Genomic DNA, 15195 nt, shown 5'->3' on the forward strand with positions numbered 1-15195 from the left:
TGAACCTCCGCCGTCCGAACTCCCCCGGGTTCCCGGACCGAGTACCCCAGATAAAATCTATGACAATCTTTACACTATAAGGTTCGTGTTACAACGTTTCCTTGAACATTCATCCAGCACGCAGCTGAGACCCGGACTCCGTCACCTCGTCGACCAGACCCCACACGAGCGCGCGGTCCACCTCCAGCGGACTCGCGGTCACGAACAAATGCATTGCTCGCCACCTCCCGATCCGCCGCGGAACGCTTGCGGTGCCGCCGGCCCCCGGTATCAGGCCCATCGACACTTCGGGGAGACGGAAGACCGTGCCGGGGGCCGCGACCACCCGATTCGCGAATGCCGGTATCTCGATCCCCGCGCCGACGCAGTGTCCGTGCACGCGCACCTCGAGCCGATCCGCGAGACGCGCAACCAGCCGTCCGGCCCCACCACGGGTGCGGATCATGTGCGCGATGGCCGTATCAGGTGTGCGGCCGAATTCATCGAGATCGCCGCCTGCGCAGAACGACGGACCCGCCCCGTCGACCACCACATGCTCGATACTGTCGTCGAGCTCCGCCAGTCGTAGCGCCTCGACCAGCGCATCGCGCAACTGTGTGCCATAGGCGTTGCGACGCTCGGGCCGATTGAGCGTGATGCGCAGGGTCTCCCCGTCGCGCGTGAGGAGCACAGGATCGGCGGGTGCCGGTGGTGGCAGAGGGCGGGATCCGCGCTCGTCCAGCCAGCGCAGGAACTCGGGGCCGCCCTGCAATGTCGAGTACCCGAGCGACTCGATGTCGATCGCGGCAGCGACTCCCACGGTGTCGGCGGCACGAAGCACATGCCGCACGACCAACGACGCGTGCGGGTTCTGCGCGACGGCATCCGAGAATGCCGACAGACTCGCATCGAGGTCGTCGGTGCCGACCACAGTCGACGACCGCGGATCCGCCCCTGCGGCGTACGTCAGATCGAGGGCCTCCAGTAGAGGAGCAAGCGCGGACTCGTCGATCGCATCACCGGTGAACCTGCCGACGAGCAGATGATCGCTCGCCCTCGCACGTTCGGCTGCGCGCTCGAGCACCGAGTCCGGTGCATCATCGAGGTCGACGATCAGCAATGGATACAGAACCGCACCGCCGTCACCGAGGATCGGTGCATCCGCAATGCCGTCCGCAAGCTCCACGACAGAGATCGTGTTCGTGGCCATCAGTTCCGTCCTTGTGCTCTGCCTGCCCATCCCGGGCAATGTAGCATCACAAACGTGTTCGAATCCCTGTCCGCGGACTCCACACGCGACTGGGCCGAGAGCGGAATCGCTTGTCTGACCGGCAGGCCCGACGGCCCGCCCCTGATCCCACCCGGCCGTGCCGCGTCCGTCGCGCGGGCGGCAACAACGTGGATCGAGTCCGCGACGCACGGGGCCGTACGGCTCGACGGTGCACGGTTGCTGTCCGAGCGTGCCGCATTCACCGGCCACCGTCGTGCCGGTGCCGTCTCCGCGGGCGGGTCCTGCAGGTTGCTGCCCACCGCCGACGGCTGGGCTGCCGTCTCGTGCGCTCGCCCGGACGATCCGCTCCTTCTCGGCGCGTTGGTCGGCACCGACGTCGGCGACGATCCGTGGCCGGCCGTCACCGCGTGGCTTGCAGAGCACACCGGCGAGGACCTACTCGACCTCGCCGAACCACTCGGCATCGCGGCGGGCCCGGTCGCGCCGATTCGCGCGGCAGTGCCGGAGTTTCTGGTTCCTCGCCCCGCCGAGGGGTTGCTGGTCGTCGATTTCAGTTCGCTGTGGGCCGGTCCGTTGTGCGCACACATTCTCGGCCTTGCCGGCGCCCGAGTGGTGAAGGTCGAGACCCCGACACGGCCCGATGGTGCCCGCTACGGCAACGCCGACTTCTACCGATTGCTGCACGGCGGGCACGAGTCCGTGGTCCTCGATCCCGGCGACGATCTCCAGCGCCGAGAGCTCGCCGAACTGGTCGCCGCAGCCGACATCGTGATCGAAGCGTCACGTCCACGGGCCCTCGCCGGGTTCGGTCTCGACGCCGACCGTTTCGTCGCGAGCGGCGGCACCTGGGTATCGATCACCGCCCACGGCCGCGAATCGTTCCGCATCGGTTTCGGCGACGACATAGCAGCCTCTTCCGGACTGATCGCTCATGACACCCAGGGCCCTGTATTCGTCGGCGATGCCCTGGCCGATCCGCTCACCGGCGTCACAGCCGCTGCTCTCGCACTGTCGCGGCAGGCAGACGGCCGCGGAACGTTGTGGGACGTATCGATGTCGGCCCTGGTCTCGTCCACCCTGGTCTCGTCCACCCCGGTCTCGTCCACCCCGGTCTCGTCCAACCTCTGCACAACCCTGCAGCCGCCCGTGTACGAAAGCGCAGGGCGCTGGTGGGTCGACGCACCGTCCGGCACCGTCGCACTCGCCGAGCCGGAGCGCCGCGAACCGGCGGGTGCCGTCGCCGAATCCGGTCGCGACACCTCGAAGATTCTGTCCGAGCTGGGGATCCGATGACCGTTCTGCTCCTGCGCGATGTGGAGGTCGACGGCGTTCCCGGCATCGACGTTCTCGTGCGCGGCGGGGTGATCTCGCAGCTCGGAAAGGGCATCGAAGTGTCCGGGAGATGCAAGGTCGTCGACGGCCACGGTGGCGCACTGATCCCCGGTCTCCACGATCACCACATCCACCTGCACGCCCTGGCGGCCGATCGAGTTTCTGTGCGGTGCGGGCCACCCGACGTCACGTCGGCGGACGACCTCGCTCGCGCTCTCGAAGCCGCACCGGGTGACGGCTGGATCCGCGGCGTAGGATACTTCGAATCCGTTGCAGGACTGCTCGATTCCGATTCACTGGACCGAATACACGACCGACGACCGGTGCGCATCCAGCACCGCAGTGGCGCCATGTGGGCACTGAATTCCCTGGCCGTCCGGCTCGCTCGGCTCCACACGGCCGATCACCCCGGGGTCGAGCGCGACGACGACGGGCGCCCCACCGGCCGGGTCTGGCGCGCCGATACATGGTTGCGCGACCGACTTCCCGCAACCGCACCCCCGGCGCTGGATGCGATCGGCGCGGAACTCGCACGTTACGGCGTCACCGGGGTCACCGATGCGACGCCCGATCTCACGCCGAGCACGGTCGCTGCGCTCGTCGACGCGCACACCACCGGTGCACTCCGCCAGCGTCTGCACCTGCTCGGCGCACCACACCATTTCTCTCCGGCCACGCCGGGATGCACCGTCGGTCCGTACAAGATCGTCATCGCCGACTCCGATCTCCCCGACATCGACGCCCTCACCGCATCCATCCGTCGCGTCCACGCCGCACGACGCGCCGTCGCGGTGCACTGCGTCAGCCTCGAGGCGTTCGTGATCCTCCTCGCGGCCTTCGACGACGTCGGCTCCATCCCGGGCGACCGGATCGAGCACGGCGCGCTCGTCCCGGCCGAATCCATCGAAGAGCTGCGGCGACGCGGTGTCCACGTGGTGACGCAGCCCGGCTTCCTCGCCGACCGCGGCGACACGTATCTGCGCGACGTGGATACCCACGACCTACCCGATCTCTACCGGTGCCGCAGCCTGATCGATGGCGGGGTTCCAGTGGCGTTGTCGAGCGACGCACCGTACGGACCGGTAGACCCGTGGCGGGTCATGTCGGCCGCCGTGACTCGGCGTTGCCCCACCGGAGACATTGTCGGTGCCGCGGAACGGATCACGTCGGCCGAAGCACTCGACCGCTGTCTCGCGCCTCTCGACGACCCCGGTGGACCCGCACGGCAGGTGACGGTCGGCGCCGATGCCGACCTCGTCCTGCTGGACCGTCCGGTCGCGGAAGCGGTCGGTGATCTCGGTGCAGACAGGGTGCGTGCCACCTGGATCGGCGGTCGCTGTGTCTACGCGAAGTGCTGATCGCGCACCTGTGCGATGACCTCGCGGCCGAACCGCTCGAGTGTCTCCGGCGGCGCGAAGTCGTGGAAGCGGAGAACGAACAGTTCGACACCACGCTTGCGTTCGAGAGCAATCTGTTCGATCAGGTCGTCGCCTGTACCGATCAGTGGTGCACCCCAGCCGCTTTCCGGAAGTCTGCGTGCCACCGATGCCGTCACGTCGGGGATGTCTGCGGCCTTTTCCGCGAATCCGACCGCGTACTGCACCGAGATCCGGGCATCCCCCTTCAGCGGCGCGAGCTCCTCGAGCCGGCTTCGCGCGTGCCCCACGCAGTTCCACCACTGCGCATGACGCGCGACGAGCGGCATCGTCAGCGTCTTGCCTGCACCGCCGATGTGCACCGGAATGCGATCCTGCACGGGAGTCGGCAGACCGTACGCGCCGCGCATCCGGAAGTGCTTTCCGTCGTAGTCGAACTGCTCGCCCGTACACATCAGGCGGAAGATCTGGAGGGTTTCGTCGAGGGCTTCCGCACGTTCTCGGCGCGACCCGACCTGGATGCCGAAGGTCTCGAATTCCGCCTCCACCGACCCCCAGCCGAGCCCGAGGTCGAGCCTGCCGCCGCTGATGTGGTCGACGGTGGCAGCCATCTTCGCCAGCAACGCCGGGTGCCGGAACGGCGCGCATCCCACCAGGTGTCCGAGCCGAATGTCCGAGGTGGCACCGGCGAGCGCGGTGAGCAGCGTCCAGCTTTCGAGTGAATCCGTCGGCCTACCACCCGGTGAATACAGGTGGTCCATGAGCCAGAACGAGTCGAATCCGGCGTGTTCCGCTGCTCTCGCCCGGGCCTTCACCTCGTCGACGCCGAGGCGGAACTGTGGCACGAACACACCGAATTGTGTTGTCAACGAACATTCTCCAAGCTTGATGGGGTTGGCGTCACGATACAGTCCAGGTACTCGTGCCACTGAGCAACGACTGCAGATCGGCCGGCTCCTGAGCCGCAGCGGCTGCGGCCTGAGCGCGCGCCTGGTCGTCGTACGTGGGCCGCGACACCGACCGTACGATTCCGGTGACGGTGTAGGTGAGGTCCTGCGCCGACAGTCGCGACAGCGCATAGGCGTATTCGGAGTCGTCACTGTGCGCGTCGTGCACGACGATGTCGTCTCGGTCGACGTCGACGATACGTGCCACGCGAAGCCCGAACCCTCTGCGTACGACACAGAGTTCGTCGTCGGTTCCGAAGATGATCGGCTCACCGTGCCGCACATGGATGAGACGGTCCTCCGCATTGTCCTTGCGGAGCGAATCGAACGAGCCGTCGTTGAAGATCGGGCAGTCCTGCAGGATCTCGACGAAAGCAGCCCCGCGATGTTCGGCCGCTGCGAGCAGGACCTCGGTGAGTCCCGCACGATCGGAATCGAGCACACGCGCCACGAAACTCGCCTCCGCGCCGATCGCGAGCGACATCGTGTTGAACGGTGCGTCGATCGACCCCATCGGCGTCGATTTGGTGACCTTGCCGGTTTCCGACGTCGGCGAGTACTGCCCCTTGGTCAGCCCGTAGATACGGTTGTTGAACAACAGGATCCGCATGTTCACATTGCGCCGCAGGGAATGGATCAGGTGATTACCGCCGATCGACAAGGCATCGCCGTCGCCGGTCACGACCCATATCGACAGGTCCGGCCTGGTGACCGCCAGGCCGGTGGCGAAGGTCGGGGCGCGGCCGTGGATCGAGTGCACGCCGTATGTGTCGAGGTAGTACGGGAACCTCGACGAGCAACCGATTCCCGAGACGAAGACGATGTTCTCACGCTTCAGACCCAACTGCGGCAGCACGGTGCGGACCGTCGCGAGGATGACGTAGTCGCCGCATCCCGGGCACCACCGCACTTCCTGATCGGAGGTGAAATCCTTCGCCTTCTGCGGGACATCGGTGCGCGGCACTCCGTCGAGGGCGCTGATCCCGAGGTCGGTTCCGACGAGTCGGTGTGCCCTGCCGTTGCGCACGTCGCCGTTCACGGTGTGGTCTCCCATCATCGATCACCTCGCGGGACGGTCACGACCGCGGAGACCGCGGCGGGGGTCTTGGCACTTTCGGAGTCGCGCAGGGTGCCGTCGAATTCTTCGAGGAGCGCTTCGTGCAGTTCGTCCGCGCGGAATGCCATACCCGCGACCTTGGTGACAGGTTGGATATCCGCATCGCATCGCGCCTTCAACAGCAGCGACAGCTGGCCGAGGTTCATCTCCGGAACGAGCACGCGCCGATAGCCTTCGAGCACATCGCGGAGGTTCTTCGGCATCGGGTTGAGATGTCGCAGGTGAGCTCGGGCGACTGCATGGCCGCTGCGCCGTGCGCGCCGCACCGCCTCACCGATCGGCCCGTACGACGAACCCCACCCCAGGACGAGGATCTCAGCATCGCCCGCGGGGTCGTCCACTTCGAGATCGGGGACGTCGATGCCTGCGATCCGCGCTGCGCGCACACGGGTCATCAACTCGTGATTCGCGTGGTGGTAGGAGATGTCGCCAGTGCCGTTGGCCTTCTCCAACCCGCCGATGCGGTGTTCTCGCCCTTCGGTGCCGGGGATGGCCCAGTCGCGCGCAAGTGTCTCGGGGTCGCGAGCGTACGGCTGGTGGCCCGGATCGCTGTCACCCGGCGGTGTGGCGAATCCGGGATCGATCGGGGCAAGGGTATCGACCTCCGGAATACGCCACGGCTCCGAGCCGTTGGCGATCGCGCCGTCGGACAGGAGCATCACCGGGGTCCGGTATGTCACGGCGATGCGGGCCGCTTCGAGCGCCGCATCGAAGCAGTCGGCCGGCGATTGCGGCGCAACGATCGCGACCGGCGACTCACCGTTGCGACCGAACATCGCCTGCAACAGGTCTGCCTGCTCGGTCTTGGTGGGCAGGCCGGTGGACGGCCCGCCGCGCTGGACGTCGACGACGACGAGCGGCAGTTCGGTCATCACGGCCAGCCCGATCGCTTCGGATTTCAGCGCGACCCCCGGCCCGGATGTACTGGTGACTCCCAGCGCACCACCGTACGACGCCCCGACCGCCGCACCGATGCCTGCGATCTCGTCCTCCGCCTGGAACGTGTGGACACCGAACCGTTTGAGCCTGCTCAATTCGTGGAGGATGTCCGACGCGGGCGTGATCGGGTAGCTGCCGAGGAACACGTCCATGCCTGCGGCCCTGCCCGCAGCGACCAGCCCGTAGGCGAGCGCAGTGTTGCCGGTGATCTGCCGGTAGGTGCCCGGCGGTAGGTCTGCCCGATCCACTTCGTAGGTCGACGCGAAGGACTCGGTCGTCTCCCCGTAGTTCCAACCCGAGTGCAGAGCAAGGATGTTGGCGCGGACGATGTCGGGTTGCGACGCGAACTTGGTTTCGAGGAATGTCTCGACCGCAGTGATCGCGCGACCGTACATCCACGACAGAAGACCGAGCGCGAACATGTTCTTCGCGCGGTGGGCATCCTTTTTGCCCACGCCGGAGGGCTCGACCGCGCCGAGCGTCATGGTGCTCATGGGGACGGTGTGCACCTGGAGGCGCTCGAATCCGTCCGATTCGAGCGGGTTGCTGTCGTACCCGGCCTTCGAGAGGTTGCGTTTGCTGAATTCGTCGCTGTTGACGATGAGGATGCCGCCGTCGGGCAGGTCGTCGACATTCGATTTCAGCGCTGCCGGATTCATCGCCACCAGTACATCGGGCCGGTCTCCGGCGGTGAGGATGTCGTGGTCGGCGATCTGGATCTGGAAACTCGATACCCCAGGCAAGGTGCCCTGCGGTGCGCGGATCTCCGCGGGGAAATTCGGTTGCGTGGCGAGATCGTTTCCGAAGGCCGCGGCTTCGGCGGTGAATCGGTCTCCGGCAAGCTGCATGCCGTCACCGGAGTCTCCGGCAATGCGGATGACGACCTGATCCAGCTTGGTCACGTGCCGGTCGAGCTCGGTCACGTGCGACGTGCGGGTGTCCTTCGACTCCATACCTGCCTCGCTTCCCCCGGGCCTGCGCAGTCCGGCGCCTGCGCTCCATAGTCGTCTTCTGTGGCGCGCGTGCAACCGGTTCCTGCAGTTTCTGTGGATTTTCCCGGTCAGGCGCCCAGTACGGTGTCGTCCCGAAGTCGCCCCTTTCCCACTGTGTGAGATTTTTGAGAATGCCATTTCCCTATGCGATAGGGTCGTTATCAGTCCCGCACCGGACAGGACCGGATCAACACGCGAGACCTCGACAACACTCGGAAGGACGGTGGCCATGACTCGCACCGCACTCGTCAGCGGCGGCACCGGCGGACTCGGAGCCGCTGTGACCGCACATCTTCTCGACACCGGCTGGCGTGTCGTGGTCCCGTGGGTGGCTCCCGAAGAACTCGAACGCGTCGGCACCCACCCGAATCTGCATCTCGTCAAGGCCGACCTCTCCGACGAACAGCAACTCGAGGATGCCCTGGCGGTCGCGGCCGACGACCCCGGCGCGCCCCTGTTCGGTGTCGTCAATCTGGTCGGCGGCTTCTCTTCCGGTCCTCGTGTACACGAGACACCGATCGGCGTGCTCGATTCCCAGTTCGACCTCAACGTACGCACGGCCTACTCCGTCAGCCAGGCCGCGCTGCCCCACCTGATCCGTCGCGGCGGTGGATCGATCGTCTGCATCTCCGCCGCCGCGACTCACAATCCGTTCTCGGGCGGCGCCTCGTACATAGCCTCCAAGGCTGCGGTCTCGGCGCTCGTCGAGACCATGGCCGTCGAGTACCGCGACGACCACATCCGCGTCAACGCGCTGCTCCCCGTCGTCATCGACACCCCCGCCAACCGCGCGGCGATGCCCGATGCCGACACCAGCAGGTGGTCGCAGCCCGCCGAGGTCGCGAAAGTGATCGAATTCCTGCTGTCCGACGCCGGGTCGCCCATCACCGGCGGATTGATCCCGGTGACGAACGTCGGCTGACGCACTCGCAACAACGGCAGTAGACGGATACACCGGTTCAGAACCGGTGTATCCGTCTACTGTGTGCGCGAATACGGTCAGGCAGGTATCGGCCGGCCGAGCTTCTTCGCCCGCGCCACCGCGCGACGCTCGGAATAGTTCATCCCACCCCAGATACCGTGCGATTCGTCGTTGGCCAGCGCGTGGTCGCGGCACTCGATGATCACCGGGCACGTGCGGCAGATCTTCTTCGCATCACGCTCGGCACCGGCCACCGGGCCGCGACCCGATTCCTTCTGCGGAAAGAAGACGGAAGTCTCGAACCCGCGGCAGCGCGCGGCGAGCATCCATTCCCTGTCGTCGAGCCCGCTCATACCGGTCCCCCTCAGGCCGTGGTGATCGACGCGGCCATCCCCTGGCCACCGCCGATGCACATCGTCACGAGCGCACGACCACCGCCGCGGCGCTTCAGTTCGTGCAGGGCCGTCGTCGCCATCCGGACACCCGTCGCCCCGATGGGGTGACCGAGAGAGATTCCGGATCCGTTGACATTGAGCTTGTCCCGATCGTCCCAACCCCACTGCGACAGCACACCGAGCACCTGGCACGCGAAGGCTTCGTTGAGTTCGACGAGATCGAAATCGTCGAAGCCGAGGCCCGTGCGGTCGAACAGCTTTCGGGTGGCGGCCACCGGGCCGAGCCCCATGGTGGCGGGATCACATCCGGCCGCGGTCCATCCTTCGAGGAAGCCGATCGGCTCGAGTCCGTACTCGTCGAGCTTGTCCTCTGCGACTACGAGAAGTGCTGCAGCCGCATCGTTCTGCTGACTTGCGTTACCCGCGGTGACCACACCATCCGGAGTGACAGATCGCAGCTTGGCAAGGGACTCGGGGGTGCTGTCGGGACGGATACCTTCGTCCCGCGCGACCACGGTGACGTTACCCTTCCGGTCCTTGACCTCGACCCCGACGACCTCGTCGTCGAAACGTCCGGCCTCCCAGGCAGCATGGGCGCGACGATGACTCTCCGCGGCGAGCGCGTCGGAGTCCTCGCGTGTGATTCCGCACTGCTCTGCGACGTTCTCCGCCGTCTCGATCATTCCGCTGATCTTGCCGAACCGCCATTCGGGCTGCGACCGTTCGCGGCCGCGGTCGAGGCGGTCGTACAGGTTCAGGCCACCCGAACGCGCGCCCCAGCGGGCGCCCGTCGTGTAGTGCTCGATGTTGCTCATCGACTCGACGCCGCCGGCAACCACGACGTTCGCGGCGCCCGTCTGCACCATCATCGCGGCGGTCACCAGCGCCTGCAGACCGGTGCCGCACCGACGGTCCGTCTGGATTCCCGCCACCGAGATCGGCAGACCCGCATCGAGCGCAGCCCACCGACCGATGCACGGCGCCTCCGAACTCGCGTAGGACTGCCCCATCGCGACCTCTTCGATGAGATCCGGGTCGATACCCGAGCGAGCGACGGCCTCCTTGATCACCGTGGTCGCGAGGGTCACCGCCGAGACGTCCTTCAGCGACCCTCCGAATCGGCCGACAGCGGTACGAACGGGGGCAACGAGTGCCGCACGGGTCATGGCCTACTCCTCAGGGAACGACTATTTGTACGGCCATTTTCGAATATGTACGCAACTGCGTCAATCGCTCGGTGCTGCGCCTTCGATCCGAATCACCGATACGAACGGCTCCCCATTCCTATATGGCCGGATATTTCGTCCCGACTAACCGACGACCCCGGCTTCGCGCAGTCCTGCGACCTGCTCGTCGGTCAATCCGAGACCGGCGAGAACGGCATCGGTGTGTTGACCGAGTGACGGCACCGGTCCCATGGGCAGTTCGACGTCGCGGAAGTTCATCGGCGGGAGGATCGCGCGCACCGCGCCCGATTCGGTCTGCACCTCACGCCACCGATCACGCTCACCCAGCTGCGGATGCTCGATCAACCCCTTCAGGTCGCGCAGACGTGCTGCCGGGATACCTGCCGCGGCGAGCTTGTCGTCCAGCTCGGCACTACCGTATGCGCTGGTCGCATCGCCGACGAGCTTGTCGACCTCCTCCCGCCGCGCGACCCGTTCGACGTTGGTCGCATACCGGGGATCGTTCGCGAGCTCCGGCATCCCCAGCACCTCGGTGAGCGTCCGCCATCCACGATCGTTCTGCACACCGATGAGAATCTCGCCGTCGGCGGTCGGGTACTTGTCGTACGGCGTGATCGACGTGTGCGCGAGGCCCATCCGCGGGACCTGCCGATCCTGATACATCTGCAGGTACATCGGATATCCGAGCCACTCGGCGGTCGCGTCGAACATGGACACGTCGATCGTCGCACCCAGTCCCGTTCGGTATCGCCGCAGCAGCGCCGCCTGGATCGAGGTCAGCGCGTACATGCCTGCGGCGATGTCGGATGTGGGGATGCCCGTCTTGACCGCGGTCTCGGGGGTACCGGTGATCGAGCACAGTCCGGACTCCGACTGAACCAGCAGGTCGTAGGCCTTCCGGTCGCGCATCGGACCCTCGGTTCCGTACCCGGACATGTTGACGACGATCAGCTCCGGATGATCGGCCCGCAGGTCGTCGGCGCCGAGTCCGAGCCGGTCGACGGCGCCGGGAGCGAGGTTCTGCAGGAATACGTCGGCGCCTGCGATGAGCGACTTCACCGCATCGACACCGGCGGGAGCCTTGAGGTCCACCGCGAACGATTCCTTACCGCGGTTGAGCCACACGAAGTGCGCGGCGAGGCCGAGAACGGCGCTGTCGTAGTCGCGGGCGAAGTCGCCGTCGCCGACCCGCTCGACCTTGACGACGCGCGCACCCAGATCGGCGAGATGCCGAGTCGCCAGAGGTGCTGCGACCGCCTGCTCGAGGCTTACGACAGTGATGCCTTCCAGCGGCAGCTCCGCCCCGTCTGCACCATTTCTGTCGGTTACGTCGCCTGTCACGTCGGTGTCCTCCCTCGAGCTACGGTCGCCTGCATGTTTATCACTCGCGCTCTCCGGCCACCGACCGTGAGCGTGAAGTACTCCACCTCACGCGTTCGGGGTGGGCAGCGCTTCCTCGGATAGCCGGAGCACCTCCGCGAGCGCCGCACTGGTGTCGCCTTCACGCCACACGAGACGCACGTCGATCGGGCCCTGCTCGGCAAGCGGCACGAACACGACCTCCGAATTGACGACGTGCCGTGCCACCGACGACACCGTCAACGTACAACCCACTCCCGCAGAAACGAGCGCCACCAACGACAGCGAATCGGGTGCGCTCTGCACGATTCTCGGCGTGAAGCCGTCGTCGTGCGCAAGTCGCAGCAGGAGCTCGCGCAGCATCGACCCCGGCTCGGAGGGCAACATCACCCACGCTTCACCCGCGAGGTCGGCCAGCTGCACCACGGGCTCGTCCGCCAGCCGGTGCTCTCTCGGCAATCCGACGACGAGATCTTCGCGCGCAATCACCCGCGACGCGATCCCCGGAGGGAAGAACAGCAGCCGCACGATACCGATGTCGAGCGTGCCCTCCGAGAGCCGGTTCAGCACTTCGCTCGCGTAGGCCGAACTCGCGAGCACGAACTCGATACCCGGGTGCGTACGGCGTACGAGCTTCGCCCACTGCCCGACCAGGTGGTGCGACGAGGAGCCGGCGAATCCGATTCTCACGCGGCCCGTGCGGCCGCGCCCGGCAGCGGTCACCGCCATCTCGGCCAGGCGGACCGCATCGAGGATCGCTCGGGCCGGCTCGATGAGAGCCTGTCCGGCCTCCGTCAGCTGAACGCTGCGTGTACTGCGCTCGAACAGGGTTATTCCGAGCTGCTTCTCGAGTTGCTTGATCGTCCTGCTCAGCGGCGGCTGACCCACGTGCAGACGCTGTGCCGCCCGGCCGAAGTGCAGCTCTTCCGCCACGGCCAGAAACGCTCGGATCTGATGTATCTCCACCCGGACATTATTGCGCAATATGCAATAATGATGGCGACACTTTGTATTGGACTATATCTATGGCTCCTGCCACAGTCGACAACAACGACAGACGCGGCAGGAGACCGGTATGCCAGCAGACAAAGTGATGACCATGCGTGATGCCATCGCGACACACGTCCAGGACGGCATGACGATTGCCCTCGAAGGCTTTTCGCACCTGATTCCGTTCGCTGCAGCCCACGAGATCATCCGCCAGGGCCGCAAGAACCTGACGCTGTGCCGGATGACGCCGGACATCATCTCCGACCAACTCATCGCCGCCGACTGCGTCTCGACGCTCGTCGCATCGTTCTTCGCGAGCGGATCCGCGGGATCGCTGTACGAGATCCGTCGACGCATCGAGAAGCACGACCCGGTGAAGCTGGACGTCGAGGAGTACAGCCACTACGGAATGGTGTGCCGCTATCAGGCGGGCGCGGCCGGTCTGCCGTTCTTCCCTCTGCGCTCGTACGCCGGAAGCGACCTGCCCGCACTGAATCCGAAGATCAAGCTCGTCGACGATCCGTACGGCAACGGCAGCACCTACGTGGTTCCGCCGCTGAACCCGGATGTCACGATCATCCATGCGCAGCGCGCCGATCGGGCAGGCAACATCCAGATCTGGGGTATCGCCGGGGTTCAGCAGGAAGCCGTGTACGCGGCGAAGCGCGCGATCGTCGTGGTCGAGGAGATCGTCGACGACAACACCGTGCGCTCGGACCCCAGCCGCACCCTCATACCGTCGCATGCCGTCGACGCCGTGGTCGTGTCGCCCCGCGGCGCGCACCCGTCGTACGCGCAGGGCTACTACGACCGCGACTGTGCCTTCTACCGGCGCTGGACCGAGATCAGCAAGGATCCGCAGGCACTTCGGACGTGGCTGAAGGACTGGGTGTACGAACTCGCCGACCACGACGGATATCTCGCCAAGCTCGGCGACGACTACTGGAGCGATCTCGAGGTCGCGCCGCGATACTCCGAAGCGGTCAACTACGGGAGCAGAAGATGACCACTACCGAGCCGTTCACCACGACCGAGCTGATCGTGTCGGTCGCCGCCCGGGCGCTCGCCGGTAAGGACCGCGTCTTCGCGGGTGTCGGCCTGCCGACCCTCGCGGTGGACCTCGCGTGCCGCACCTCGAACCCGGACATCGAACTCATCTACGAGTCCGGTGTGTGCGGCGCGCACCCCGAGGCGATGGCCGAAGGTATTGCCGACTCCGTGGTCGTGTCCGGCGCCGAATCCGTCGTCTCCATGGCATCGCTGTTCGGATACGTACTGCAGGGCGGCAATGTCGACGTCGGGTTCCTCGGCGCGGGCCAGATCGACCGCTACGGAAGCCTGAACACGAGCTTCATCGGCGACTGGGACAAGCCCACCGTGCGGCTCCCGGGTGCGGGTGGCGCTGTGGAGATCATGCCGAACGCGGGCGAGGTCTTCGTCGTCATGCGCAGGCACGACCCGAGCGCGTTTCCTGCCGAGCTCGACTTCTGCACCTCCCCGAGCCCCGTACGCGCCCGTGAGGCCGGCGTCGGCATCATGCCTCGAGGGCGCGGCGTCACCAAGGTGTTCACCAGCCTCGGCGTGCTCTCGCGCAGCGGTCCGTTCGACGAACTCGAACTCACCAGCGTCCACGCCGGTGTCACCGTCGACGAGGTGCGCGCGGCAACGGGATGGGATCTGCTCGTCTCACCCGAGTTGACGGTGACCGAACCGCCGACCGCACACGAGATCGACCTGCTGCGCAACGAGATCGACAAGGTGCGCCTCTACCTGCGGTGACAGGCAACTTTCCTCCGCCTGCATGGGTTTCCGTTGGTCGTGAACCAACGGAAACCCGCACGAGCGGAGGAAAGTTGGGTGAGCTGTCGCGTCAGGACACCGACACGGATTCGTCGTCCTGCTTCGGCGTGGGCCGATAGCACACACCCAGCAGGGCACCGGCCGCAGCGAGTCCGCCGACCAGGGCGATGAGGACACCGGCCCAACCATCGAGCAGGTTGTCGCCGAAGATCAGGTGGTCGAGGCTGAAGCTACCGGCACCCATGATCGCGACGGCAACGGCTCCCCCGGCGAGCACGAGGTTGTACTCCCAGCCGTTGGCGGCCACGAAGAAGCCGCTGCCCCGGTGCACGGTCCATGCGGCGACGAACATCAGCGCCACGAAACCGGCGGCAGCGAACGGGGTGAGAAGACCCAGTGCCAGCGCAAGACCCGCGCCGACCTCGGTGAGAGCCGCAAGCCACGCATGAATTCTGCCGGGACGCATGCCCATGCCGTCGAACCAACCGGCCGTACCCGGAATGCGGCCACCTCGGAAAAGTTTGCCGTACCCGTGCGCTGCCATCGTCAGCCCCAGCAGCACGCGAAGTACCAGCAGGCCGGTGTCGATCGTATCCACTTCAGCTCCGTTCCTGGACATGCCCGCGCGT

14 protein-coding genes are annotated in these 15195 nt (G+C 66.3%); 5 read left to right on the forward strand and 9 right to left on the reverse strand.

Features of this window, described 5'->3' with window-relative positions:
* Positions 1–109 precede the first annotated feature (109 nt).
* A complete protein-coding gene (locus ACFWB0_RS00220; protein WP_378488404.1) occupies positions 110–1189 on the reverse strand; it encodes an enoyl-CoA hydratase/isomerase family protein in 1080 nt (359 codons plus the stop codon).
* A 54-nt stretch (positions 1190–1243) separates the two neighbouring features.
* On the opposite strand from ACFWB0_RS00220, the gene ACFWB0_RS00225 reads away from it, so the two are divergent.
* Entirely contained in the window at positions 1244–2503 is a 1260-nt protein-coding gene (locus tag ACFWB0_RS00225; RefSeq protein WP_378488405.1) for a CoA transferase, read from the forward strand.
* A complete protein-coding gene (locus tag ACFWB0_RS00230) occupies positions 2500–3900 on the forward strand; it encodes an amidohydrolase (RefSeq protein WP_378488406.1) in 1401 nt (466 codons plus the stop codon). Before ACFWB0_RS00225 ends, ACFWB0_RS00230 begins: the two co-directional genes overlap by 4 nt.
* Here ACFWB0_RS00230 and ACFWB0_RS00235 read toward each other — a convergent pair.
* The 3 genes from ACFWB0_RS00235 to ACFWB0_RS00245 are packed head-to-tail and all read right to left on the reverse strand — an operon-like array spanning position 3885 to position 7874.
* Positions 3885–4787, reverse strand: a complete 903-nt coding sequence (locus tag ACFWB0_RS00235; protein WP_378488407.1) for an LLM class flavin-dependent oxidoreductase — start codon at positions 4785–4787, stop codon at positions 3885–3887. The genes ACFWB0_RS00230 and ACFWB0_RS00235 overlap by 16 nt on opposite strands.
* 31 nt (positions 4788–4818) lie before the next feature.
* On the reverse strand, positions 4819–5919 hold the full coding sequence (locus ACFWB0_RS00240; RefSeq protein WP_378488671.1) for a 2-oxoacid:ferredoxin oxidoreductase subunit beta: 1101 nt from the start codon (positions 5917–5919) through the stop codon (positions 4819–4821).
* Positions 5919–7874 (reverse strand): 2-oxoacid:acceptor oxidoreductase subunit alpha, encoded by a 1956-nt coding sequence (locus ACFWB0_RS00245; RefSeq protein ID WP_378488408.1) that lies wholly within the window; start codon positions 7872–7874, stop codon positions 5919–5921. The genes ACFWB0_RS00240 and ACFWB0_RS00245 overlap by 1 nt, the downstream gene beginning before the upstream one ends.
* A gap of 268 nt (positions 7875–8142) precedes the next feature.
* Between ACFWB0_RS00245 and ACFWB0_RS00250 the strand changes: the two genes are divergently transcribed.
* Positions 8143–8835, forward strand: coding sequence for an SDR family NAD(P)-dependent oxidoreductase (locus tag ACFWB0_RS00250; RefSeq protein ID WP_378488409.1), 693 nt, complete (start codon positions 8143–8145; stop codon positions 8833–8835).
* A 77-nt stretch (positions 8836–8912) separates the two neighbouring features.
* On the opposite strand, the gene ACFWB0_RS00255 is transcribed toward ACFWB0_RS00250, so the two are convergent.
* The 4 genes from ACFWB0_RS00255 to ACFWB0_RS00270 all read right to left on the reverse strand — a co-directional run bounded on the left by ACFWB0_RS00255 (position 8913) and on the right by ACFWB0_RS00270 (position 12742).
* Positions 8913–9188 carry a WhiB family transcriptional regulator gene (locus ACFWB0_RS00255; RefSeq protein ID WP_378488410.1) on the reverse strand — a complete coding sequence of 92 codons (276 nt, stop codon included), beginning with the start codon at positions 9186–9188 and terminating at the stop codon, positions 8913–8915.
* An 11-nt stretch (positions 9189–9199) separates the two neighbouring features.
* On the reverse strand, positions 9200–10396 hold the full coding sequence (locus tag ACFWB0_RS00260) for an acetyl-CoA C-acetyltransferase (RefSeq protein ID WP_378488411.1): 1197 nt from the start codon (positions 10394–10396) through the stop codon (positions 9200–9202).
* 144 nt (positions 10397–10540) lie between these two features.
* Complete coding sequence (locus tag ACFWB0_RS00265; protein WP_378488412.1) at positions 10541–11758, reverse strand: CaiB/BaiF CoA transferase family protein; 1218 nt, start codon at positions 11756–11758, stop codon at positions 10541–10543.
* Positions 11759–11845: 87 nt separating this feature from the next.
* Complete coding sequence (locus ACFWB0_RS00270; protein ID WP_378488413.1) at positions 11846–12742, reverse strand: LysR substrate-binding domain-containing protein; 897 nt, start codon at positions 12740–12742, stop codon at positions 11846–11848.
* A gap of 109 nt (positions 12743–12851) precedes the next feature.
* Here ACFWB0_RS00270 and ACFWB0_RS00275 point away from each other — a divergent pair, with 109 nt between their 5' ends.
* Both ACFWB0_RS00275 and ACFWB0_RS00280 read left to right on the forward strand, forming a co-directional pair.
* Positions 12852–13772, forward strand: coding sequence for a CoA transferase subunit A (locus ACFWB0_RS00275; RefSeq protein ID WP_378488414.1), 921 nt, complete (start codon positions 12852–12854; stop codon positions 13770–13772).
* On the forward strand, positions 13769–14545 hold the full coding sequence (locus ACFWB0_RS00280) for a CoA-transferase subunit beta (protein ID WP_378488415.1): 777 nt from the start codon (positions 13769–13771) through the stop codon (positions 14543–14545). The genes ACFWB0_RS00275 and ACFWB0_RS00280 overlap by 4 nt, the downstream gene beginning before the upstream one ends.
* Before the next feature lie 91 nt (positions 14546–14636).
* Here the strand turns inward: ACFWB0_RS00280 and ACFWB0_RS00285 are convergent, their stop codons facing one another.
* The gene (locus tag ACFWB0_RS00285; protein WP_378488416.1) at positions 14637–15185 is read right to left on the reverse strand and encodes a DoxX family protein; all 549 of its coding nucleotides are present in this window, start codon (positions 15183–15185) and stop codon (positions 14637–14639) included.
* Positions 15186–15195 lie beyond the last annotated feature (10 nt).

Source organism: Rhodococcus sp. NPDC060086, from assembly GCF_042730275.1.
Lineage (GTDB): Bacteria > Actinomycetota > Actinomycetes > Mycobacteriales > Mycobacteriaceae > Rhodococcus.

Coding starts and splice junctions, on each gene's coding strand:
- ACFWB0_RS00280 (WP_378488415.1), top strand. CDS start 13,769: ATGACCACTACCGAGCCGTTCACCACGACCGAGCTGATCGTGTCGGTC.
- ACFWB0_RS00245 (WP_378488408.1), bottom strand. CDS start 7,874: ATGGAGTCGAAGGACACCCGCACGTCGCACGTGACCGAGCTCGACCGG.
- ACFWB0_RS00285 (WP_378488416.1), bottom strand. CDS start 15,185: ATGTCCAGGAACGGAGCTGAAGTGGATACGATCGACACCGGCCTGCTG.
- ACFWB0_RS00255 (WP_378488410.1), bottom strand. CDS start 9,188: ATGAGCGGGCTCGACGACAGGGAATGGATGCTCGCCGCGCGCTGCCGC.
- ACFWB0_RS00250 (WP_378488409.1), top strand. CDS start 8,143: ATGACTCGCACCGCACTCGTCAGCGGCGGCACCGGCGGACTCGGAGCC.
- ACFWB0_RS00275 (WP_378488414.1), top strand. CDS start 12,852: ATGCCAGCAGACAAAGTGATGACCATGCGTGATGCCATCGCGACACAC.
- ACFWB0_RS00240 (WP_378488671.1), bottom strand. CDS start 5,919: ATGGGAGACCACACCGTGAACGGCGACGTGCGCAACGGCAGGGCACAC.
- ACFWB0_RS00220 (WP_378488404.1), bottom strand. CDS start 1,189: ATGGCCACGAACACGATCTCTGTCGTGGAGCTTGCGGACGGCATTGCG.
- ACFWB0_RS00230 (WP_378488406.1), top strand. CDS start 2,500: ATGACCGTTCTGCTCCTGCGCGATGTGGAGGTCGACGGCGTTCCCGGC.
- ACFWB0_RS00260 (WP_378488411.1), bottom strand. CDS start 10,396: ATGACCCGTGCGGCACTCGTTGCCCCCGTTCGTACCGCTGTCGGCCGA.